Origin of the sequence: Desulfosoma caldarium (assembly GCF_003751385.1) — a bacterium.
Classification (GTDB): Bacteria; Desulfobacterota; Syntrophobacteria; order Syntrophobacterales; family DSM-9756; genus Desulfosoma; species Desulfosoma caldarium.
Window position 1 is genome coordinate 1 of sequence record NZ_RJVA01000012.1, and the last position, 22194, is coordinate 22194.

Here is a 22194-nt window from a genome sequence, read left to right on the forward strand (position 1 = left end):
GCCATATAACCCCGATTCAGGCACTCAAAAATTGGCAACAAAAAAGACCTCAACTTTTTGTGAAATCGGTTCATGACTTTGCGGGACCTGACACCCAGCCAAAAGAAGCTTGGCTTGGGCCCTAGAGCGTCAAAGGGCCGCCGCAGTGTGTCAAATGTGGCTCGGCACCGATGCCAAGGAGGCCAGCGGTGCGGCCAATGACCTGTGTCAAGTCTCAAGACCTTCGGAGGGATCAACTCCCATGTTCCGAAAGCTGCTTGTGGCCAATCGCGGAGAGATTGCCATTCGCATCATGCGATCCGCTCAGGAATTAGGCATTCGCACGGTGGCGATCTATGAGGAAACGGACAAGACCGCCATGCACATCATGAAGAGCGACGAAGCGATGTGCATTGGGGCGGGGCCGCGAAAGGACTATCTGGACATCGACCGCATTATCCATGCCGCCAAAGCTTCGGGCGCCGACGCCATCCATCCGGGGTACGGTTTTCTGGCGGAAAATCCCCTGTTTTCCAGGCGATGCACGGACAACGGGCTGCTCTTTGTGGGGCCGCCTCCAGAAGTCATCGCCGACATGGGCAGCAAGGTGGTGGCTCGACGCATTATGACGGAAGCCGGCATTCCTGTGATTCCCGGAACACCGGTGCTTTCGGAAGGGGAAGCGGGGAAAGAGCAGGCGGTGCGGTTTGCCGAACAGCATGGATTTCCCGTGATGATCAAGGCGGTGGCCGGCGGGGGAGGGCGAGGGATTCGAGCGGCGCAGAACATGGACGAGCTGGTGACCGGGTTGAAGCTGGCCCGATCCGAGGCGCGGATGGCCTTCGGGGATGAGAGCATTTATCTGGAAAAGGGCCTGAAAAATCCTCGACACGTGGAGGTACAGATTCTTGCCGATCGCTTTGGGTCCGTCATTCATTTGGGAACGCGCAACTGTTCCATTCAGCGCCGCCATCAAAAGCTGGTGGAAATCGCTCCGGCCAATTTGCCCGCTCTGGTGATCGAAAGAATCTGCGCCGATGCGGTGCGGGCCGCCAAGGCCGCGCGCTACGTCAATGCGGGCACAGTGGAATTCCTCGTCGACGAGGAGGACCAGTACTATTTTTTGGAAGTGAACACGCGCATTCAGGTGGAACATACCGTGACGGAAATGGTCACGGGGGTGGACATTGTGCGGGAACAGCTGCGCATTGCCGCGGGAGAGCCCCTGTCGCTTCGGCAGGAAGACATTCAGATTCGCGGGTGGTCCATTGAGCTGCGGATCAATGCGGAAGATCCCAAGAACAATTTCATGCCCAGTCCGGGGGCCATTCGCGTGTATCAGTCTCCTGGAGGACACGGCGTGCGGCTGGATGGTGCCATCTACCAGGGCTATGAGATTCCTCGGTTTTACGACTCCATGCTGGTCAAACTGACGGTCTACGGCTTTACGTGGCGGGAAGCCGTGGATCGTCTGCGCCGAGCCCTGGATGGATTCAGCATTGTGGGCGTGCCCACGACCATTCCGTTTTACAAACAGATCGTTCAGGACCCTGATTTCATTGAGCAGCGCTTCGACACGTCGTACATCGACACGCACCCCCATTTGCTGGCCTACCGCGAAGAGGCGCCGCCCATCGATCGATTGGCACGCCTCATTGCCGAAATCAACGCCTACGGCTACAACCCTTATGCTCAAGACAAACCGTGAGGGACGGAGTGTTTCCATGGCCGAAAGAGAACGCATCAGGCCTTTCATGAGCCCGTCGGAAATCATTGCGTTTTTGCGGGAAACTCCGGGCTATTTTCTCACCAACAACGAGCGGGATGTATCCCAGTCGGACTTCAAGTGCCGCATTCTGCCGTGGACGACCCTGCGCGTGGCCCCTTACCGAGATGACACGGGCTATTTCGCCTTTGAAATCACCGGTGGCGCGTCTGTGCATGTGGATCTTTTGGCCAAGCAGATCAATCCCTTTGAAAAGCTGCGCCTGGTGCGCCAACGCATGCCCAACACGCTCATTCAGACCGTGTGCCGAGGCCGAAACCTCTTCGGATACCGTCCCTATCCTGACAACGTGCAGGAAATCGTGGTGTCGCTGTTTGCGCGCTACGTGGACGTATGGCGCATCTACGACTTTCTCAACTACGTTCCAAACTTGGAAGTGGTAGGCCGGGCCGTGCAAAAGGCGGGCAAGCTCCTCATGCCCTGCATCTGTTTCAGCACCGGAATCGGGCATACGGACGAGTTCTACGTGAACAAGGTCCAGGAGATTCTGGATACCTTTGGCGACGACATCATTTTGGGTATCAAGAACCATTCGGCCCTCGGTTCTCCGAGGCGCATCGCTTCTCTGGTGCAGGCCCTGCGGGCGCGGTTCCCCAATCTTGTTCTCGCCTATCACGGTCACAACACCGACGGCAACGACCTAGGGCGCATGGTGGCGGCGGTGGAAAACGGAGTGAAGATCGTGGAAGTGGCCGACCACGGCTTCGGCGGCATGTTTTCTCAGGCTCCGGCCCTGAGCCTTATTCAGACCCTGCACGATTACGGTTATAAAGCGCCGGGCCTCAAGATTCAGCCCATTGTGGACGCCTCAGACCTGCTGCGGCGTGAACGCCGGTACTACGAACGCTTTGAAACCCCGTTTCGAGGCTTTGATCCCACGGTCAAGAGGCATCGGCTGACCGGCGGGGCGGCGTCAATGGCTTTTGAACAGGCGGAAAAGCTAGGCCTTTTAGAACGCATTCACGAAGTCTTCAGCGAACTGATGGACGTCAACAAGGAACTGGGCAACTTCTGGTCGGTGACGCCCGGAAGCCAAATCCTGTGGACTACGGCGGTTAGCAACGTTTTGCATGGCCGGTATGAACAACCCAGTGACGATTTGAAAAATCTGCTGCTCGGCCGCTACGGCCCGTTTCCCTTTTATGATCCCCAAGAATGGATCTTTGAGAAGGTGCTGGAACACAAGAGGCGAGACGGCAAAAAATGGTACCAAATTCTTGCCGATGAGGCCGGCGTGCAAAGGCTGCCCGATGTGGATGTGGAAGAAAAGAGGAGGGAATTGGAGGAACGGCTGGGAAGGCCGGTGGACGACGAAGCGTTGTGCCTGTACCTGCAGTTTCCCAAGGACGCTCTGGATTATTTTCGGTTTGAAGAGACGTTCGGCAAGACGTGGCTTTTGCCGCCCCAGGTATGGTATCGGCGGGGAGGGTTTCAAGACGGCGAGAAAATTCTCATTCCAGACGAGCAGGGAAAGACGCACCAGATCGATATCGTGTCCACCATGAAAAAGGAAGGGGTGGTGGAAACCTCGCTTCTGGTAGACTTTCATTTTCAGACCTATGCCGTGCCCGTGGGCAATGTCGATAAGGCCTAGCCAGCCCACCTGGGGAGCTACCCTTTGTGCCTAGCCACAAGCAAAGAATGGTTATCAAAGTGCAACGATGGGCCCCATCAAATTCGCGTGCTGGCCCCTCAGGTGGAAGGGACGGCTTCCGGGCCGTCCGTTGGATTAGCACAAAAGAGGATCTGACCCCAAGGGGCCAACCCCAAGGGGCCAAGGTTTAGCACAAATCAGGATGTGACCCCATGAGGCGAGGGTATGCGAGGCTATGTGGATCTTTTTCTTGAGTACCTGGTGGCGGAGAGGCGGCTAAGTCGTCACACGGTGTCGGCGTACGCAACGGATCTTCGTCTACTCATGGAGTCTCTTCAAAGCATGGGCAGAGGGTCCTGGGCTGATGTGAGCTCCGAGGATCTAGAAGCCTACCTGGCCGAAAAGGCCACGGGCACGGCGCCCAAGACGCGTGCCCGGCGGTTGGCGTCCCTGCGATCGTTTTTTCGCTTCCTGGAAGAAAGATCGCTCCTTGTGCCCAACCCCGCGATGTCTTTGGTCTCTCCCAAGCTTCCCAACAAGTTGCCCAAGATCCTTTCCGCAAGCCAAGTGGAAACCCTGCTCAAGGCTCCCGCAAACGGCACGCCCTTGGGACTTCGAGACAAGGCCATATTGGAACTTCTCTACGCTACGGGCATGCGCGTCGCCGAACTGACGGCCCTCACCTTTCATCAGCTGAACCTCAAGGCGGGTTTTCTCGTCATTCGAGGCAAAGGGGACAAGGAGCGCCTCGTGCCCATGGGCCAGTGGGCGGTGGAGGCTCTGGAAGCCTACCTCCAAAGGGGCCGCCCCGTGCTGGTATCCGGCCGGGACTCGGGCCGCGTCTTTGTCAATTATCGAGGCCGGCCCCTTTCTCGGCAAGGGGTCTGGAAAATAATTCGATCCTACGCGCGCCGCGCCGGCATAGTCACCGCGGTCAGCCCCCATGTGCTGCGGCATTCCTTTGCCACGCACCTGCTGCAAAACGGCGCCGATCTGCGCTCCCTGCAGATGATGCTGGGCCATGCGGACATCAGCACCACACAGATCTACACCCATGTCGCTCGAGAGCGTTTGAAACGCATCTATGAACAGCACCACCCTCGAGCCTGACCCCCAGCTCACCCAAGGATTCAAGAATCAACTTGGCCTTTTGCCCCGGCGCCGTTAACATCCACGAACGACGTCGGCCAAAGCCGTTGTCTCGCAACGCGGCAAGGGAGCTTTTCTATGGAAGTGATCACGACCCATCTCAATGCGGATTTTGACGCCATGGCTTCCATGGTGGCGGCAAAAAAACTCTACCCGGACGCCCTCTTGGTCTTTCCCGGATCCCAGGAAAAGAACCTGCGCGATTTTTTCGTTCATACGGCGGGTTATCTTTTTGATTTTACCAAACTCAAAGGGCTGGACCTCAGCAGCATTTCCCGCCTCATTCTCGTGGACACGCGCCAGGCGTCGCGCATCGGAAAATTTCAGGAGGTGGCCCTTCGCCCGGAGGTGGAGGTGCACATCTACGACCATCATCCTCGGGCGGACGATGACATTCAAGGCACTGTGGAAGTCGTGCGCCCTGTGGGGGCCACGGTGACGCTGCTCACCCACATCCTTCGAGAACGCGGCGTGCCGCTCACGCCCGAAGAGGCCACCATTCTCATTGTCGGTATTTTTGAAGACACCGGCTCCTTTACCTTTTCTTCCACAACCCCGGAAGACTTTCGCGCCGCCGCCTTTTTGGTGGAATGCGGCGCGGATCTCAACGTGGTGGCCGACCTGGTCACGCGAGAACTCACCTCCGAACAGGTGGCCCTCTTGCACGAACTGCTGCATTCCGCGCGCACGTACAACATACAGGGTGTGGAAGTATGCATCGCCACAGTGTCCGTGGATCGCTATGTGGGCGATTTCGCCGTGCTGGTCCATAAACTCAAAGATATGGAAAACTTGGACGTCGTCTTTGCCTTGGCGCGCATGGAAGATCGCATTTATCTGGTGGCTCGAAGCCGCATTCCGGATGTGAACGTAGGGGAAATTGCGGCCTATTTCGGCGGCGGTGGTCATGCCACGGCGGCGTCCGCCACCATCAGGGAATTGACCCTCATTCAGGCCGAAGACCGTCTTTTTGATCTCCTGCAAAGCACCATCAAGCCCGCCGTGACAGCGCGAACCCTCATGAGTTCTCCCGTGATCACCATTGAGGCCCATGCCGACCTGGCCCACGCCGAACAGCTCATGGTCCGCTACAACATCAATGCCATGCCCGTTCTGGAAAACGGGCGCATCGTGGGCCTTATCAACCGCCAGGTTTTGGAAAAGGCCATTTACCACGGACTGCAGGCGGAAAAGGTCAGAGAGTACATGAATCCCGAATTTGCCACCATCGGCGTCGAGGGCCGGCTCGTGGACATTCAAAAGTATCTCGTGGAACATCAGCAGCGCATTCTTCCAGTCATGGACGGCGAAACCCTGGTTGGAGTGATCACGCGCCGCGACCTTTTGAATCACCTGATCACGGACCGATCCCGAGAACCCACCGCCCTCAAGGACGATCTGGGCGCGGGCCCATGGGGCAAACAGAAAAACATTGTCGGAGTCATGGCGGAACAGCTTCCTAAGAACATTATCACGCTGCTGCGGTCTTTGGGGGAGCATGCCGAGAACATGGGATACAAGGTGTATGCAGTTGGTGGGTTCATTCGGGACCTGTTGCTGCGCCGGCCCAATCTGGACATCGACGTGGTGGTGGAAGGGGACGGCATTCACTTTGCCCGCACCTTTGCCGAAAAGGCGGGCATTCGGGCGCGATGCCACAAGAAGTTCAACACGGCCGTGCTCATCTTCCCCGATCAACTTAAGGTGGACGTGGCCACAGCGCGCCTGGAATACTACCAGTACCCGGCGGCCCTGCCCATCGTTCAGTTCGGGTCCCTTAAAATGGATCTGTACCGCCGCGACTTCACCATCAACACGCTGGCCGTGGCCTTGAACTCCAAGGAATTCGGAACTCTCATCGACTTTTTTGGCGGCCAAAAGGATTTGAAGGAAAAAGCCATTCGCGTGCTGCACAACCTGAGTTTTGTGGAAGATCCCACGCGGATTCTTCGAGCCATTCGATTCGAGCAGCGCTTCGGCTTTCGCGTGGGCAAACAAACGGCCAGCCTCATGCGCAACGCCGTCAAGATGGGCTTGATCGACCGGTTGGGAGGGCAGCGGCTGTTTCATGAACTGCAGCACATCTTCATGGAAGAAGACCCGCTGCCGGCCTTGCGCCGCCTGGGAGAATTCGGTGTCATGGAAGCCCTGTGCCCCAGCGCGTGCTTTGATGCCAAGGCGGAACAGCTCTTCATCAAGATCAAGGAAGTCATTCTGTGGTATAAGCTGAGCTTTCTGGACGAACCGCTGGAAGCGTGGCGAGTGTACTTTTTGGGCTTTCTGTCGCGCATCAAACCGAGCGATCTTTCAAACGTGCTGGCGCGACTGGATCTGCCTCACAACGCCAGGGAAAGAATAGTTTGGGCATTACAGAAAGTTAACGATGTGCTCAGCGAGTTTTTGCGTTTGCCCGGCCTGCGGCCCAGTGATATTTATCGGGCGCTTCAGCCGTTCCGGCCGGAGGAACTGCTGTTCATGATGGCGAAAACCAACCGCGAAGAGGTGAAACGTGCGGTGAGCTATTATTGTCATCGGTATCGGTATGTGAAGCCGGACATTGGAGGACGGGACCTTAAGGCCATGGGCCTTCCTCCGGGACCTCTCTACACAAACATTCTGAGGGCCGTGCGCGACGCCAAGCTCAACGGAGACGTCAAGACCCTGGAAGACGAACTGCGGTTGGCTCAAAATCTGATGGCCGCCGCGGCGGATCAGAAAAAGGAAGAGCTCCATGCAGGACATTCTTAGGGACATCTGCATCTATGCCGTGCCGTTGCTGCTGGCGGTAGTGGCTCATGAAGTGGCCCACGGATGGGTGGCGGAAAAGCTGGGAGATCCAACGGCTCGGCTCTTGGGTCGCATTTCTCTCAACCCCTTGGTGCACATCGATGTGGTGGGTACTGTGCTCATCCCGTTGATGTTGCTGGTCACCAACGCCCCCTTTCTTTTTGGCTGGGCCAAACCTGTCCCGGTCCAGTTCCATCGCCTGCACGGAGGGCGCAGGGCCATGGCGTGGGTGGCTCTGGCCGGGCCTTTGACCAACCTCATGTTGGCCGCTGCCAGCGCGCTGGTCTATCGCTTCGTGGTGTTTCTTTTTGCCCTGGGACTGGGGTCCGGCGTGTGGGGTCTGGTGCTGTCTCCTCTGTTTCTCATGGCCCGATTTTCAGTAGTCTTCAACCTGGTGCTCATGGCGGTGAACCTCTTTCCGGTGCCGCCCCTGGACGGCGGGCGCGTGCTCACGGGCCTTCTGCCCCGGTCTTTGGCCTTTCAGGTGGCTCGCCTGGAACGATTCGGCATGTTTATTGTTCTGATCTTCGTGATCACCGGGTGGTGGGGGTACATGCTGCGGCCCGTGGTCAATCTGTTCGCGAGAATTTTCCTGTGAAGGCTTTTCGAGAAGACAATTTGGAGAAGTGGCGCAATTCGCCGTAGGATGAAGGTATTGAAGAAGCGGCGAAAGCCGTACCGAGAATGCCCGACGAAGCTATGAATGATCGGATGAAAAAATCGCCCCGTGAGGTGCGCATCCATAACAACGCATTGGCGTAGGGGCGGGATCCTGCTTTTGGGGTTTGAAAACCGCGGTCGGCCATAAGAACCTGCCCTCACGAAAGCGAGGGGTCGCGCCTGCGATGGAAGCAGGGCTTGATGTGCCAACGAACCAAGGAGGTGAAGGTTTTGATGAGTCAGCACAAGCGGATCTTAAGCGGCATGCGTCCCACGGGGCGTCTTCACTTGGGAAACCTGCACGGGGCTTTGAAAAATTGGATTCAGCTTCAAGATCAGTACGATTGCTTCTTCTTCGTCGCCGACTGGCACGCGCTCACCACGGACTATGCAGATCCCACGGCCATTCGCCAGAACACGTGGGACATGATTTTGGATTGGTTAGCGGCCGGATTGGATCCGCACAAAGCGGTGGTATTTATCCAGTCCCAAGTCAAGGAGCATGCAGAACTGTACCTCCTTCTGGGTATGATCACGCCCCTGGCCTGGTTGGAACGTAACCCCACGTACAAAGAACAGCAGCAGCAGCTGAACACCAAGGATTTGTCCACCTACGGCTTCTTGGGGTATCCGGTGCTGCAGGCGGCGGACATCATCATCTATCGAGCCCATGGTGTGCCGGTGGGCAAGGACCAATTGCCCCACGTGGAATTGACGCGAGAAATCGCCCGGCGTTTCAATTTCATCTACCATCGCGAAGTCTTTCCCATTCCAGACGCGCTACTCACGGAAGCCCCTGTGTTGCCAGGTACCGACGGGCGAAAGATGAGCAAGAGTTACGGCAATTGCATCTACATCACGGAACCAGAGGCATCCGTTCGCCAAAAGATTTTGCAGATGATGACCGATCCGGCTCGGGCGCGCCGCACAGATCCCGGGGATCCCGAAAAATGTCCCGTGTTTGAATACCACAAACTGTATTCGACCCCGGACGAAATCGCTCAAGTGACGCAGGGTTGCCGAACAGCGGGGATTGGGTGCGTGGACTGCAAGAAAATCCTTCTGACCCATGTTGTGGAGCACCTAGGTCCCATCTGGGACAAACGCCAGGCCCTGGAAAAGGACATGGACGCTGTCAGAGCCTCCATTGAGAAAGGCATTGAAAAAGCCCGCAGGGAAGCTCAAAAGACCATGGACCAGGTCTTGGAAACCGTGGGATTGGGAAAGAATGTCTGACGATCAAAAGCCGAAGGCTTCTTTGCCGCCCATGCGGCTTCATAAATTCATCGCGCAGGCCGGATTGGCATCTCGGCGCACGGCAGAGCGATGGATCGCTGCAGGACGCGTGCGGGTCAACGGCGTGGTCATGACCAAGTTGGGCACCACGGTGGATCCGAGGCGCGACGAAGTGCGTGTGGACGGGCGTGTCGTGGAGCTGCCTTCGTCCCAAGAGGTCATTCTTTTGCATAAGCCCAGGTGGTGCCTCACCACGGTTCGGGATCCACGGGGACGGCCGACCGTCATGGACTATCTGCAAGGGCTTTCCACGCGCGTTTTTCCTGTGGGGCGCCTGGATTGGGATGCGTCGGGTGCGCTCCTTCTCACCAATGACGGAGAACTGGCCAACCGGCTCATGCACCCGCGCTACGGAGTGCCGAAGGTCTATCGCGTGGAAGTACAAGGCGTGCCCACTGGCGATCAACTGGATGCGTGGCGCCGAGGTGTTCGGTTGAAGGAAGGGGTGACGGCTCCGGCGGAGGTGGAGGTGGTGCGGCGCTTTGCCACATCGACCTGGTTGGTTGTCACATTGCATCAGGGGTGGTATCGGCAGATCAAACGCATGGGCCACGCCCTGGAGCTTCCTGTCCTCAACATTCATCGCATCGCTTACGGACCCATTCGCTTGGGCCGGTTGCCGGTGGGACAATGGAGGCGGCTTTCGCAACAGGAAGTGAGCCGCCTTCGGCAAGTCGTGATGGGGGCTTTGGAAAACAGGCGCGTGCATAATGTTTAAAAGAAGCTCTCCCAAAAGGTCTTATGACACGGTATCGCTTTTTCGACCTCGACGCCGACGCTCCAGAGCGTCCAGGGCCCTCAAGGTTGGTGTATTGGCCGCTGCCGCCATGGCGATTTTCGCTGGGGTGAAGCTATACGGGAATCCTCTCGAAGCTGTTCTCGCCAGACTCCCGGTGCCGCATCGGCTGGAAGCCGTTGTTCTGGAGGTCAATGGAAAAACAGAAGAAATTCCTTTGGACGGCGAAAAAGTTTTCAACCCACGCGATGCCCTTCGCGTGGTCGGCGTGAAAACCGATGGATGGATTGCCTGGGGTGTCACGGTGCGGGCCGCGGACTTGAATGTTCGCGAGGTGACAGGCCAGGCGAAGGTCCTCAGGGACCTTATGCCGGCCGAAACCTTTGAGACGCCCAGACGCGTGGACTTGGAAGCCACGTGGATGGGTAAACCCCTTGGCAGGGTTCGACTTTTCGTCCAATTGGACGCCAAGGACTGGTTGGCCAAGGCCCAGGAAGCGGTTGAATTGGAAGAGAAAATCCAGTATCTGGAAAGAGTTCTGGAAGCCGACCCGCGCAACGTCCTGGTCAAGACCCAGTTGGCCGGCTTGTATGGGGAAGCGAATCGATACGGGGATGCGGAAAAGCTTTACAAAGAAGTCTTGGAACTCGGGCCGTCTCGGCCCGTGCTAGATAGGCTCATCGCCGTCTACAAGAAACAGAAAAAACACGCCCAGGTGCTGGAAGCTTCGCTGCACCTATTGCAGCTTTCCAACGACACGCAGGTGTTTCAGGACCTGGTGAGCTACATGCAGCGCCAGGTGCCCATCGAAGAAGCCTTGAAACTCTTCAGGCAGCATGGTCCCAAGGTGCCGGCGGCGTATCGCGGCTCATGGCACCTGGTGCGAGCGGATCTGGCCACCAAGGCGAAAAACTGGGCGGAGGCCGCCCAGGCCTACGAAAGCGCCATGGCCGCCGGCGTGCGCAACTCCACCATTTACTACAACCTTTCGGTGGTGAGAAGCAAAACGGGTGACTTGGATCAGGCCGCTCAGGATTTGGAAAAATACCTCAAGGCCAATCCAGGGGATGTGACCAACTGGCTAAAGCTTGCGGCCATGGCCGAAAAAGCCGGGGACGCGTCCAAAGCATTGAAAATTTATCGGGACCTCATGGCCAAAAATCCTTCCGAAAAAAGGGTTCTTGTGCGTTTGGCCGCCCTTTTGGAAAAATCCGGCGATAAAGGCGAACTGCTCAAAGTCTACGAAAACCTGGCTCGCCTAGACCCCCAGGACCGCGTGGTGCAATGGAATTTGGCCATGCTTCTCTACGACACCAAACAGTGGGACAAGGCTCTGAGCGCCTTTGAAAAGTGCGCGGGCCTGTCGCCGAACGATCCCCAGCCTTTAAAATACCTCTTGGATCTTTATCAAAAAGCCAAGAACCAGCCCAAGCAGGTGGAAATCCTGAAGAAACTCATTGCTGTGGACAAAGATAACCTGGCTTACTACGATGCCCTTTTTGTTCTGTACGACCAGGCAAAAGACTATGATGCCATTGTCAATGTGTTTGAAGAGGCGGCGCAAAAGCATCCCAAGGTGACGGCCTTTTACCAGTATCTGCTCTACGGAGCGCTTAAGAAAGGTCAAAAACAAAAGGCCCTGAAGGCCTTGGAAGAACTGTGCCGGCTGGAACCAAAGAAAGTCAAATACCTTAAACAGGCAGCTCAGCTTCATGAAAGCCTGGGGCAGTACAGCAAGGCGCTGGAAAAGATCAAGCGCGTTTTGGAAATCCATCCCAACGATGCGGCGGCCAAGGACGATTATTTGCGCCTGAGGCTCCTTTTGATGGCTCCCAAAAAGACGGGCTTTTTCTATTGCACGGAAAAGCCGGTTCGTGTATAAAGGCCGTGCTTCGGGCGGGTAACTCAGCGGTGAGAGTGCCATCCTCACACGGTGGAAGTCGAGGGTTCGAATCCCCCCCCGCCCACCACTTGGAAACGCTTTGGCTTCGGTGCAGCCGAAGCTTTTTTTATGGGTAGATTCCTGAGTACCTGGGTGTGGGCGTTTCCGGGGTGGAAAGCGCGACCGTGTGAGGAAGCAACATTTCAAGGAGCCGTTCCATGCGCAGAATCCGTCGGTTTGGCAGGATGTGGAACTGGGTGTTGGCCTTGAGCCTTTTCTGTGCTGCTGCGGTAGGCTGCAACACCGTCAAGGGCATCGGCAAAGACATTCGTTCTCTAGGCGGCGCCATCGAACGCACATCCGGTAAATGAATCATGGGTCACATCTTGTTTTATTCTCAAGCGTGCCGGGCCTTCACAAAAAGCGGCCCCCACCGAAGAGCCTAAAGCTCTTCACCAGGAAGCCTAAAGCTGGTCGAGAGCCGTGTTGTGCCTTGCCGGTGCAAACGGGCGCAGCGCCTTCGAGATCATCTAGGCGATGTCTCGACCTCGTGTTGATCACAATCGGCTTATTGGCCTTGGGTCGGTGGTGTCCCAGGCGGCATCGAACGACCGGGAGCGGCGAGGCTTACCATTGACAGTTTCGAAGAAACTCGCGCCAGTACCTTGGTCGATTCGGACCTTATGATCGCACTGGCCCTGTGGGGTAGTCCTGGCGACCGGCACAAACCAACATGTGACCCCAGTGGGACGCGAGCCGGGAATCGGCCCGCGCCACGACGTTCATTTGGAATCGCGTCAAGAAGGGCGTTGAAAGCCCGTTTTAGGGCCTATTTTTAGCGGGTGCCGGTGGGCAGAAAGCTTTCGTCGCCCAGCATGGTGAAGGGCGATCGGCCGTCGGGCACGCCCGTTTTGTAGTCAAAGATGCCTTCCACCAGATTGTTGACCTGCTTATAGAGGGCCCGCAGGGGAATGTTGGCGGGGCAGGTTTCCTCGCAGAGCCCGCAGTCGATGCATCGGCCGGCCATGTGCACGGCGCGCACCAGGTGAAAGGAAGTGTCCGGAGGCAGTTTTCCTGCGGGGATGAGTTCCTTGTGTTCCAGGCTGCATTCGGTGCAGAAGCACACAGGACACACGTCGCGGCACCCGTAGCATCGAATGCAGCGGTTGAAATGACCGAGCCACCAGGCCAGCCTGTCCGCCTCCGGCATAGCCTCCAGTTCCTGAAGCCGACGGCTCTGCTGCACGCCTTTGGGCGCCTCGCCATAGTCCAGGTGATCGGGGTACGGTTTGGCGCATTCGCAGTAGAAGGCGAGGTCTTGAGGGCAAGCCTGTCCCAGAATGACCACCTTGGACGGGTTTAGTTGGTTCCATTTGAACAGTTCATAAAGGGACCGCTCTTCACAGCCGCGCACCAAAACCCCAAAGGTCTTTTCTGGGTTTTGCCGCGCTTGAGCCAGAAGCAGCTTGGTGACGGGGTATCGAGCCTTGAAGGGCTGCCAGGTTTCCAACGCGTCCAGGTCGGCCTTGGTGAAGACGGCGGGAAAAGGCAGCCCGTGAACCGTCTTGTAGGCCACAAAGGCGTCCACGCGGCCTTCTTCCAGCAATTGTCGCACTTTGCTCTTCATGAGATTCCATCCTGTACAATGAACGTGAAGCCTCTTCTAAAGTCCCAGGGCCAGCCGCGGGCTCGCTTCAAAGGACGGAGCGGGTCCCAGGGAACGCACCTTCTCGGTAAACGTCCGCACCACTTCGGCGAATTTGATGCCTTCGGCCGAAGAAATCCATTCCAGGCGAAACCGTTCCGGGTTGTAACCGGCGAATCGAATCAGTTCCTGCACGAATTTCATACGCTTTAGGGTCATGTAGTTGCCTTTGAGGTAATGACAATCCCCGATGTGACATCCGGCAACAAGCACTCCGTCGGCACCGCGTTGAAAGGCGTGAAGCACATGGTGGGGCGATACGGTGCCCGAGCACATGACGCGCACGACACGCACATTGGGCGGGTACTGAAACCGGCTCACCCCCGCCAAGTCGGCTCCGGCGTAGCTGCACCAGTTGCACAAAATGGCCAAAATTCTCGGTTCAAAGCGTTCCGCCATGATTGTATCTCCTGCCGATGGCCTAAGCGCTGAGGGCCTCGTCGATTTGGGTGTAGAGCTGCAGGTGGGAAAACCCCAGCAGCGTAATGGCTTCCGATGGGCATGTGGCCGCGCAGGTGCCGCATCCCTTGCACAGAGCGTGGTTGACTTCGCACTTGGCTTCCTGTTCCAGGTACGAGATGGCCCCGAAGGGACAACACTGCACACAGCCCTGACAGCCGCAGCACAGGTCCTTGTTCACCACGGCCACCACACCGCCGGCCAGAATGGAATCTTTGGCCAGCACGGTGGCCGCGCGAGCCGCGGCGGCCTTGGCCTGGGCGATGCATTCTTCGGTGGGTTTGGGGTAGTGGGCCAAGCCCGCAATGAAAACGCCGTCCGTGGCAAAATCCACGGGTCGCAATTTGGCGTGAGCCTCCAAGAAGAAGCCTTCGGCATTCAAAGGCACCTTGAACATCTTGGCCAGCTCATCGGCTTCTTCCGTGCGCATGACAATGGCGGAGGCCAGGGTGAGAATATCCGGTTTGAGCACGATGGGGCGCTGCAGGATGTGGTCCAGCACGGTGACGGTGAGGGAGCCGTCTGAGGCCACCTGGACCTGGGGTTTGTTGTCCAGGTCAAAGCGAATGAAGAGCACACCCCGGGCCCGAGCTTCCTTGTAGAGGTTTTCTCTCAAGCCAAAGGTGCGAATATCCCGGTAGAGCATGAAGACATCCAAATCCGGATTAAGCTTTTTAAGGCGTAGGGCGTTTTCAATGGAATGGCTGCAGCAGACTCGGCTGCAGTATGGCCTTTGGGGTTCTCTGGATCCCACGCACTGAATGAACACGGCCGAGTTGGCATTGACAATGCGCGAATCTCGTTGGCTGATAGCCTGATCCAAATCCAGATTAAGGAAAATGCGATCGCTTTGCCCGTAGCCGTATTCTGTAGGTTTCAGTGAATGGGCTCCAATGGCCAAAATGGCGACACCATGGTCGACTTCCTTGGGGGATCCGCCCACATCCAGCACCGTGTGAAAATTGCCCACAAAGCCCTGCACGTCCCGGATATGGGTGTTGGTGTACACGGTGATCTTCGGGTGTTGGATGACTCGATTGATGAGCTCATCCAAGAAGGGCGCAATGGGCTGGCCGTCCCAGGTGGAATAGAGCTTGCGGCCGTGACCGCCCAGGACGTCTTTGCGTTCCACGAGCGTGACGGGGTAACCTTGGTCGGCCAAGGTCAGGGCGGCCGTCATGCCCGCGATACCGCCCCCGACCACTAAGCCCGATTTGGTCACGTTCAGCTGCACCTCGCTTAGAGGCTGTTGCAAGGCCACTTTGGCTACCGCCATGCGCACCATGTCTTTGGCCTTTTCCGTGGCGGCTTCGGGCTCGTTCATGTGGACCCAGGAGCCCATGTTGCGAATGTTGGCCATTTCAAAGAGGTATTTGTTGAGACCGGCCTGTTTAAGGGTTTCCTGGAACAGAGGTTCGTGGGTTCGAGGGGAACAGGCGGCCACGACGATTCGGTTGAGCTTATGGTCTTCGATGACCTTTTTCATTTTGTCCTGGGTGTCCTGGGCGCACGTAAAAAGGTTGCGCTCCACATACACCACCGAGGGCAACGTTTCCGCGTAATCGGCGACCGCCGCCACATCAATCACGCCGGCGATGTTCACGCCACAGTGGCAGACAAACACGCCCACGCGAGGTTCTTGGGTCGCCACATCTTTTTCCGTAAGTGCAGGGGGCTTGCGGGTCAGGGTATTTCGCGCGGGGGCTAGCAGGGCGGCGGATTCGGCCGCAGCGGCCGAGGCTTCCATGACGGAAAGGGGAATGTCTTTTGGGCTTTGAAAAACGCCGCACACAAAAATGCCGTCCCGAGAGGTCTGAACGGGTTCAAAAGGTGAGGTGGCGGCGAAGCGGCCGTCGCCGATCTCCACCCCGAGCCTTTCGGCCAAGTCCAGAGTTTGTTGGGAAATCTGGAGACCCACAGACAGCACCACGAGGTTAAAGATTTCTTCCACGACCCGGCCGTCTTCGGTCACATACTGAATAGCCAGATCGTCGGTTCCTGGGACGGCTTCAATGCTGTGAACTCGGGAGCGGATGAAGCGCACGCCCTTTTCTTTTTGAGCACGCTCATAGTACTTGTCGAAGTCTTTACCCGGTGTGCGCATGTCCATAAAGAAAATGGCCGTCTCCAGGTCGGGGCCGGCATGTTCGATGGCGATTCCGGCTTGCTTGATGGCGTACATGCAGCACACGGAGGAACAATAGCCGTTGTCGCAATGGTGGATGTCGCGGGATCCCACGCACTGCAGCCACGCGATCTTCTTAGGTTCCTGATGATCCGAGGGCCGCACGAGGTGGCCTTCAAAGGGGCCCGAGGCGGACAAAATCCGCTCAAACTCCATGGATGTGACGACATTGGGTAGCTTGGCGTAGTTATAGGTGTCGTAAACCCTGGGATCAAAGGGTTCAAAGCCGGGTGCCAAAATGATGCTGCCCACGTCCAGAGTGAACTCACGATCCTTATCATCGAAATTCACGGCCTGGGTCGGGCAAAACTTCTCACAGGCGCGACATTTGCCTTTTTCGAAATAGATACAATGATCTTTGTCGATGAGATACTTCAAAGGCACGGCTTGGGGAAACTTGACATAGGCAGCTTTGCGTCGGCCGAGCCCCGCGTTGTACTCATCGGGCACCTTGCGAGGGCATTTTTCAGCACAGGTGCCGCATCCGATGCACTTTTCCATGTCGATGTAGCGGGCGCGCTGGAAAACGGTGACGCGGAAATTGCCGGCTTGCCCTGAAACCCCTTTCACTTCGGCCAGCGTGTGCAGTTGAATGTTCAAATGCCGCCCGACCTCGACCAGTTTCGGTGACAGAATGCACAAGGAGCAATCGTCGGTAGGAAAAGTCTTGTCAAGCGTGGCCATGACGCCGCCGATGGCCGAACTGGACTCGACCAGGTGCACGAAATACCCCGAATCGGCCAAATCTAAGGCTGCCTGGACGCCGGCGATGCCTCCACCAACCACCATGACGGATCCGATGGTGTTCGCTGGGGTGGGTCGCGTCGCATTGGTCATGTTGATGCCTCCCTTGTTCAATCCTTATAGCGTTTTAGGGTCGTCCGTTGCGGGGCTGGGAGGAATGATCTTTTTCTGCCCGTTGCTCAAAAACTCATGCATGGACGCCGCCGCAATGCGCCCCTCACCCATAGCGCTGATGACGGTGGCCCCACCCGAGACGATGTCGCCTCCGGCCCACACTCGGGCCTTGGAGGTGCGGCCCCTTTCATCAGTGACCACAGTGCCCCAGCGCGTGACGTTGAGGTCGGGAGTTGTGGAAGGGATGAGGGGGTTGGGGGAGGTTCCCAAAGAAACCACAACGGTGTCCACGTCCAGAATGTATTCGCTTCCGGGAATGGGGACCGGACGTCGCCGGCCGCTTTCGTCGGGTTCGGTAAGTTTCATGCGGATGAGTTCCATGGCCGCCACGTTGTTGCGCCCGTCACTCAAAAAGGCCGTGGGGTTGCACAGAAAATGGAACTCAATGCCTTCCTCCTCGGCGTTTTCGACTTCTTCCAGTCGAGCCGGCATTTCGGCGCGCGTGCGTCGATAGATGACATAGACTTCTTGGGCTCCAAGGCGCACGGCGCAGCGCGCCGCATCCATGGCCACGTTGCCGCCTCCGATGACCGCCACCTTTTTGCCCATTTTGATGGGCGTAGCGTATTCCGGATATCGGTAAGCCTTCATGAGGTTGGTGCGCGTCAGGAACTCATTGGCCGAATAGACCATGTTCAGATTTTCTCCGGGCACCCCGAGGAATTTGGGAAGCCCGGCACCGGGGGCCAGATAGACGGCATCGTAGTCGGTGCGCAGCAGTTCATCGAGGCTGTAGTTGATACCGATGACCGTGTTGAGCCTGAGGTCCACGCCCAGGGACTGCACGTACTGCACTTCGCGCTGCACGATTTCTTTGGGAAGGCGAAATTGGGGAATACCGTACATGAGCACCCCGCCGGCCACGTGAAGCGCTTCAAACAACACGACTTGATGCCCCAAAATGGCCAGGTCGGACGCCACTGTGAGGCCCGAAGGGCCGGATCCCACCACGGCGACCTTTTTGCCCGTGGACGGTGCCATCTCCGGCATGGTGGGTGCCCCTTGAGTTCTTTCCCAATCGGCGATGAACCGTTCCAGTCGCCCGATGGCCACCGGAGCTCCTTTTTTGTTCAGGGTGCAGGCGTTTTCGCACTGCAGTTCCTGAGGGCACACGCGGCCGCAGACGCCGGGAAGCGATGTCTTGCGCTTCAATATGCGCGCCGCCTCTTCCACGTCTTCGCGCTGCAGAGCCGCAATGAAATCTGGAATGTCGATATTGACCGGGCAGCCCTGCTGACACGGCCTTTTTTTGCACTGAATACAACGGGATGCCTCTTCTTTGGCCAATTCCCACGTGTATCCAAGAGCCACTTCATCGAAGTTGTGACGGCGCTCGTGTTCCGACTGCTTCGGCATCTCGACCCGGTTCAGATTGATTTTCTGCTTCTTTGCCGGGGCGCTTTTGGTTCCTTTTTCTTCCGTCATTGCCTGATCTCCTTAAACGCTGCCCGTCCGTGCGGGCGCCGCACGAAGCCGTACCGTGGGTTCCTATAGCCTACCACTGTGAACATCCGCGACACTGAAATCCTTGCTGTAAAATGCTCTCATCGGCATACGTACAGCGGCGGGCCATGAGCACTTCCCAGCCGTCCACTTCGTGGCCGTCAAATTCCGGACCGTGCACACAGGCGAACCGGTTGGTGCGCCCCACGCTCAGGCGGCAAGCGCCGCACATGCCCGTGCCGTCCACCATCACCGGAGTCAAATGCACCATGGTCTTGATGGCGTAGGGGCGCGTCATTTCCGAAAGGACGCGCATGAGGCACAGTGAACACATGGCGATGACGCGGTCGATGCGGCGCTTGGGATGCTGGTTAAGCAGCTTGCGCATGGCCACGGTGGTGCTTTCCATCATGCCGTCGCCTTGTGTGCCGAGGGCCAGAATGAGGGTGTCGCTCAGTTCCTCTAGAGGCTTTTGACCAAAGAGGCGGTCTTGGTCCGGTGCCTGCACGATGGTGGTCAGGGTGTTGCCGTTGTCCTTTAAGGCCTTGAGAATGGGAACCATGGCGGCGATGCCGTAGCCGCTGAGCACCGAGACCACATGGCCGAATTGGCCTACTTCGGCCGGGCGCCCTAACGGACCGATGAAACTCAGGAGCTGGTCTCCTGGCTGCATCGTGGCCAACTGTTGCGTCGTCTTTCCCACCTCAATGAAGACAAAATCCACCGTGCCAGCCTCGGAATCCCAATCGCTGATGGTAAAGGGCACGCGCTCGCCTTTCTCGTCGATGATGAGTATGACGAACTGGCCCGGCTTGGCCTTTTCCGCCACCACCGGTGCCTGTACGCGAAGCCGGTGCACTCTGGGAGCCAAAACTTCATGTTCGACAATGGAATACATGGCTATCTCTTCTCCACTTTTGCAGCCATCGTTGTGCCCGGAAGATGAGTCCCGCCGAGGACGCTTTGCAGTCGTTCCGCCGGCACAGCCACAAGCTTCAGGGGAAGATGAATGTTAAACGCCAGGCGCCCTGAAATTTCCCCGCCGTTAAAGACTACCGCCACGGTGTCTCCGGGCATGCACTCCAAGCGATAGGCGTCCGTGGGGTGCATTTCAATTTCGCCGTCGCAGGCCATGACCGCCTGGGATTCCGGCGCCAAAAGAGGTCCGAAAAAGGACGGGTACAAGCCTTCCTTGGTCGTGAGACGTAGGGGGAATTCCGGAGAGGCTTCTGCCGCGGCCTTGAGCCCTAAATCCTGCGAAGGGCTCCACGGTTTGTAGACCGGCGGCGCCTCGGCAAACAAGACGGGCGTTCCCCCATGGTCCGGGGAAGGACACGGCACCTGTACCGCCTCGTATCGGGCTCGACTGCGATCGATCCCCGCGTATCCGGGCACATGGGCCCCCAAGGTCTTCATCACCACACCAGGGTCCGCCGTTTCTAGAGGTTCCTTGCCAAAAAAGCGGGACCAGGCCGCCGCCGTTTCAAGGACCGTTCGGGATCCCGTGCTCGTGGTCAGAGCCTTTTCCGTCCATTGCACGCGCCGCTCACCGTTGGTCAAGGAACCATCCTTTTCCAAAAGCGGCGTCAGGGGCAGGACGATGTGGGCACCCACGGCTTCGGGAGGTGCCACCACATCCTGGACCACCAGAAAGTCCAAAGACTGGGCACAAGCCATGAGGGGCTGCCAGCAAAAATCCCCGTAGGATTCGGCAGCCACGTAGGCGGCTCGAATGTTCCCTGAAGCCAAAGCGTCCATGACCGTGGTGCTCCACCCTTGGTCTCGAGCTCCCTGCATGTTGCTGGAACCAAAAAGGGGCCAAAAGCCGCCACCACGCTTTCCGAAGCTGCCCTTGGCAAAACCCAAAGTGATCAGAGCGCGCGTTAGATCGGCCACATGGGGCGATTGAATCACGCCCAAACCCGCCAGAACGGCTACCGTATCCTTCTCCGCCAACATGCAGCCAGCTTCCACCAGTTGCTCCTGATGCAACCCGGTGCACCGCGCCACAGTTTCGACGTCAAATGGAGCCGTGAGGTCTTTGAGTGCCGCCAGAACGTCTGGTGCCATGGCCTTGTCGACGCCTTTTTCGTCCAAAATGATGCGCACAAGGCCCAAGACGAGAGCCGTTTCGGATCCGGGCACATAACGCAAATGCACATGCGCGTAGCGAGCAATGGCCACATCATACGGGTTGGCTACGACCAGCTTGGCGCCCTTAAGGACCGCCTGGCGAATGGCCGTGCCCGCAATGGGCTGGGACGCCGCCGGGTTCAGTCCCATGGCAAAAATGGCCGAGGCTTCCGCCAGATCCTGCAAACTGTTGGTGGCGCCCGCCGTGCCCAGAAGTTCCGTGGCCGCCTTTTCAAAGGCCACCAGGCCCGATGGAGCCATAAGGCCCACATGCTCGGTCTTGAAATATTCTCGAGCCAGCCGATTCAGAACATGAAGCTCCTCGTTGGTCAAGCGGCCGTCCGTGAGCACGGCGACTTGATTGGGAGCGTAGGATCGGAATTTTTCGGCCGCATACTGCAGCGCTTCATCCCACGAGAGATTCTTCCAAGACCCTCCTTCCTTGACGGCTGGCTGTCGAAGCCGCTCCGAACGCGCCACGTACCGTTTGAGCAGAAACCGACCCTGGACGCAGGCTTGGCCCTTGTTGCTGGGACCGTCCGGGCTGGGTTTGACCTGAATGACCGTCTCATCGGCGGTTTTTTCCAACATCAACCGACACCCGGCACTGCATACGGGACAGATGGCCGTGGACCACCGGGTTTCCAGTTCCTTATTGTAAAGGTTTGTGATGATGGCCGTCAGAGCTTGGCAGACGGCATCCATGGCCGGCCGTGTTTCTCGATGAAAATCTGTAAGGTTTTCGCGAAGCGCTCCGACGGGACACACATCCACACAGGCGCCGCAAAACTGGCAGCCCGACTCTTCCAAAGACCGGTCAAAAGGAGTGCCCACAGACTGGCGGCCATCCTTGGATTCTCGAAACACGATGGTGCGCGCTCCTCGCACTTCATGGCAGACCCGCACGCAACGCCCGCAGCGCACACAGAGGCTGTAGTCCCGCTCAAAATATGGACCTCCGGGAAGCGGCTGCGGCCGAACCACGTCCGGTGCAGGGTAAGGGAAATCAATCCCGACGGCCGCCACCAACTGCTGCAGTTCGCAGGTGCCGTTGCGAGGACACCCCAGGCAATGGCGCGGATGATCCCGCAGAATCAGCTGCAGCATTTCCCGTCGAAAATCCATGACCTTGGGGGTTTGCGTCTGCACACGAAGCCCCTCGGCGACCGGCGTTGTGCAGGCCGCCGGCAACCCCCTCTGGCCTTCGATTTCCACAGCGCACAAACGGCACGATCCACTGGGTTCCAAGGCCGGGTGAAAGCACAACCGAGGAACATAAATCCCGGCCTCATCCGCGGCCTGAAGAATCGTCTGGCCCGCCTTTGCCTTGACTTGCTGGTCGTTGATCCAAATGTTGACGTCGCTCATCATGACCCCTGATTCTGGTGTTTCACCGCTCTCGGCGCCTCAAGAGAAAAAAATCACATTATGGGCCAAAAAAACAATCCATATCATTGGGTTACGAAGCGTTTGCTTGCGGCG

At 57.7% G+C, this 22194-nt stretch carries 15 protein-coding genes and 1 tRNA gene; 10 read left to right on the top strand and 6 right to left on the bottom strand.

The features are described from left to right. Positions 1 to 241: 241 nt before the first annotated feature. The 10 genes from EDC27_RS08245 to EDC27_RS08290 all read left to right on the top strand — a co-directional run bounded on the left by EDC27_RS08245 (position 242) and on the right by EDC27_RS08290 (position 12240). Complete coding sequence (locus EDC27_RS08245; protein ID WP_123290162.1) at positions 242 to 1687, top strand: acetyl-CoA carboxylase biotin carboxylase subunit; 1446 nt, start codon at positions 242 to 244, stop codon at positions 1685 to 1687. Positions 1688 to 1703: 16 nt separating this feature from the next. Next, positions 1704 to 3359 carry a pyruvate carboxylase gene (locus EDC27_RS08250; RefSeq protein WP_123290163.1) on the top strand — a complete coding sequence of 552 codons (1656 nt, stop codon included), beginning with the start codon at positions 1704 to 1706 and terminating at the stop codon, positions 3357 to 3359. A gap of 225 nt (positions 3360 to 3584) precedes the next feature. Further along, positions 3585 to 4469, top strand: a complete 885-nt coding sequence (gene xerD, locus EDC27_RS08255; RefSeq protein WP_123290164.1) for a site-specific tyrosine recombinase XerD — start codon at positions 3585 to 3587, stop codon at positions 4467 to 4469. Positions 4470 to 4586: 117 nt separating this feature from the next. Further along, positions 4587 to 7256, top strand: coding sequence for a CBS domain-containing protein (locus tag EDC27_RS08260; protein ID WP_123290165.1), 2670 nt, complete (start codon positions 4587 to 4589; stop codon positions 7254 to 7256). Next, a complete protein-coding gene (locus EDC27_RS08265; RefSeq protein WP_123290166.1) occupies positions 7240 to 7893 on the top strand; it encodes a site-2 protease family protein in 654 nt (217 codons plus the stop codon). Before EDC27_RS08260 ends, EDC27_RS08265 begins: the two co-directional genes overlap by 17 nt. A 296-nt stretch (positions 7894 to 8189) precedes the next feature. After that, complete coding sequence (gene trpS / locus EDC27_RS08270) at positions 8190 to 9191, top strand: tryptophan--tRNA ligase (protein WP_123290523.1); 1002 nt, start codon at positions 8190 to 8192, stop codon at positions 9189 to 9191. 31 nt (positions 9192 to 9222) lie between these two features. Further along, a complete protein-coding gene (locus EDC27_RS08275) occupies positions 9223 to 9969 on the top strand; it encodes a pseudouridine synthase (protein WP_170161699.1) in 747 nt (248 codons plus the stop codon). Continuing rightward, positions 9962 to 11869 (top strand): tetratricopeptide repeat protein, encoded by a 1908-nt coding sequence (locus EDC27_RS08280; protein WP_123290168.1) that lies wholly within the window; start codon positions 9962 to 9964, stop codon positions 11867 to 11869. Before EDC27_RS08275 ends, EDC27_RS08280 begins: the two co-directional genes overlap by 8 nt. A gap of 12 nt (positions 11870 to 11881) precedes the next feature. Further along, positions 11882 to 11957: transfer RNA gene (locus EDC27_RS08285), tRNA-Val, on the top strand. Positions 11958 to 12087: 130 nt separating this feature from the next. Beyond that, positions 12088 to 12240 carry an entericidin A/B family lipoprotein gene (locus tag EDC27_RS08290; protein ID WP_245994389.1) on the top strand — a complete coding sequence of 51 codons (153 nt, stop codon included), beginning with the start codon at positions 12088 to 12090 and terminating at the stop codon, positions 12238 to 12240. Positions 12241 to 12704: 464 nt separating this feature from the next. Here the strand turns inward: EDC27_RS08290 and EDC27_RS08295 are convergent, their stop codons facing one another. The 6 genes from EDC27_RS08295 to EDC27_RS08320 all read right to left on the bottom strand — a co-directional run bounded on the left by EDC27_RS08295 (position 12705) and on the right by EDC27_RS08320 (position 22080). Beyond that, positions 12705 to 13496: a 4Fe-4S dicluster domain-containing protein gene (locus tag EDC27_RS08295; protein ID WP_123290170.1), complete on the bottom strand. Its 792-nt coding sequence runs from the start codon at positions 13494 to 13496 to the stop codon at positions 12705 to 12707. A gap of 36 nt (positions 13497 to 13532) precedes the next feature. Beyond that, positions 13533 to 13973, bottom strand: a complete 441-nt coding sequence (locus EDC27_RS08300; RefSeq protein ID WP_123290171.1) for a hydrogenase iron-sulfur subunit — start codon at positions 13971 to 13973, stop codon at positions 13533 to 13535. A gap of 22 nt (positions 13974 to 13995) precedes the next feature. Beyond that, positions 13996 to 17055 (bottom strand): FAD-dependent oxidoreductase, encoded by a 3060-nt coding sequence (locus EDC27_RS08305; RefSeq protein WP_123290172.1) that lies wholly within the window; start codon positions 17053 to 17055, stop codon positions 13996 to 13998. 24 nt (positions 17056 to 17079) lie between these two features. Beyond that, positions 17080 to 18561, bottom strand: coding sequence for an NADPH-dependent glutamate synthase (gltA, locus tag EDC27_RS08310; RefSeq protein WP_123290173.1), 1482 nt, complete (start codon positions 18559 to 18561; stop codon positions 17080 to 17082). A 70-nt stretch (positions 18562 to 18631) separates the two neighbouring features. After that, positions 18632 to 19477, bottom strand: a complete 846-nt coding sequence (locus tag EDC27_RS08315) for a sulfide/dihydroorotate dehydrogenase-like FAD/NAD-binding protein (protein ID WP_123290174.1) — start codon at positions 19475 to 19477, stop codon at positions 18632 to 18634. 2 nt (positions 19478 to 19479) lie between these two features. Further along, positions 19480 to 22080 carry a molybdopterin-dependent oxidoreductase gene (locus EDC27_RS08320; RefSeq protein WP_170161700.1) on the bottom strand — a complete coding sequence of 867 codons (2601 nt, stop codon included), beginning with the start codon at positions 22078 to 22080 and terminating at the stop codon, positions 19480 to 19482. Positions 22081 to 22194: the final 114 nt, after the last annotated feature.

Excerpts from the sequence above, each read along its gene's own strand:
- EDC27_RS08245 (WP_123290162.1), top strand. The coding sequence starts at position 242 with ATGTTCCGAAAGCTGCTTGTGGCCAATCGCGGAGAGATTGCCATTCGC.
- EDC27_RS08250 (WP_123290163.1), top strand. The coding sequence starts at position 1,704 with ATGGCCGAAAGAGAACGCATCAGGCCTTTCATGAGCCCGTCGGAAATC.
- xerD (WP_123290164.1), top strand. The coding sequence starts at position 3,585 with ATGCGAGGCTATGTGGATCTTTTTCTTGAGTACCTGGTGGCGGAGAGG.
- EDC27_RS08260 (WP_123290165.1), top strand. The coding sequence starts at position 4,587 with ATGGAAGTGATCACGACCCATCTCAATGCGGATTTTGACGCCATGGCT.
- EDC27_RS08265 (WP_123290166.1), top strand. The coding sequence starts at position 7,240 with ATGCAGGACATTCTTAGGGACATCTGCATCTATGCCGTGCCGTTGCTG.
- trpS (WP_123290523.1), top strand. The coding sequence starts at position 8,190 with ATGAGTCAGCACAAGCGGATCTTAAGCGGCATGCGTCCCACGGGGCGT.
- EDC27_RS08275 (WP_170161699.1), top strand. The coding sequence starts at position 9,223 with ATGCGGCTTCATAAATTCATCGCGCAGGCCGGATTGGCATCTCGGCGC.
- EDC27_RS08280 (WP_123290168.1), top strand. The coding sequence starts at position 9,962 with ATGTTTAAAAGAAGCTCTCCCAAAAGGTCTTATGACACGGTATCGCTT.
- EDC27_RS08290 (WP_245994389.1), top strand. The coding sequence starts at position 12,088 with ATGCGCAGAATCCGTCGGTTTGGCAGGATGTGGAACTGGGTGTTGGCC.
- EDC27_RS08295 (WP_123290170.1), bottom strand. The coding sequence starts at position 13,496 with ATGAAGAGCAAAGTGCGACAATTGCTGGAAGAAGGCCGCGTGGACGCC.
- EDC27_RS08300 (WP_123290171.1), bottom strand. The coding sequence starts at position 13,973 with ATGGCGGAACGCTTTGAACCGAGAATTTTGGCCATTTTGTGCAACTGG.
- EDC27_RS08305 (WP_123290172.1), bottom strand. The coding sequence starts at position 17,055 with ATGACCAATGCGACGCGACCCACCCCAGCGAACACCATCGGATCCGTC.
- gltA (WP_123290173.1), bottom strand. The coding sequence starts at position 18,561 with ATGACGGAAGAAAAAGGAACCAAAAGCGCCCCGGCAAAGAAGCAGAAA.
- EDC27_RS08315 (WP_123290174.1), bottom strand. The coding sequence starts at position 19,477 with ATGTATTCCATTGTCGAACATGAAGTTTTGGCTCCCAGAGTGCACCGG.
- EDC27_RS08320 (WP_170161700.1), bottom strand. The coding sequence starts at position 22,080 with ATGAGCGACGTCAACATTTGGATCAACGACCAGCAAGTCAAGGCAAAG.